General features: G+C 49.3%; 1 protein-coding gene. It reads right to left on the reverse strand.

What is annotated here, in order from left to right; genetic code table 11:
* On the reverse strand, positions 1 to 310 hold a 310-nt coding region (locus B7709_RS00170; RefSeq protein WP_239822483.1), incomplete at its 3' end, for an RHS repeat domain-containing protein.
* Positions 311 to 341 lie beyond the last annotated feature (31 nt).

The following is a 341-nucleotide window of genomic DNA, read 5'->3' on the forward strand; positions in this document are numbered from 1 at the left end:
CATAAAGCGCAGCCATGAGCAGACCCTTCTTGTCCTTGACCGCAAGTAAGCGGTTCTCTGTATCGTAGATGTAGTCTAGCTTTTCTGAGTTCTTCTCAGAAGCGATGCGATTGCCATTCTTGTCGTAGGTATAGGTGATGGTGCCATCTGGACCTTCCAGCTTGGTCAAGCGGTTATGGTCATCGTAGGTGAAGCGTGTCTGGCTCTCCTTGCCATCGACTGTCTCGGTGCTGGTCAGTTTATTGCCGGCTAGGTCATAGGTGTAAGAGAGTTTAGAGAGTTCCTTACCAGATGCATCCGATACAGTCATGTTTTCCACTTGACCCAGAGTATCGTAGGTG

It is taken from the genome of Streptococcus oralis subsp. dentisani, from assembly GCF_002096335.1.
GTDB classification, from domain to species: domain Bacteria; phylum Bacillota; class Bacilli; order Lactobacillales; family Streptococcaceae; genus Streptococcus; species Streptococcus oralis_Z.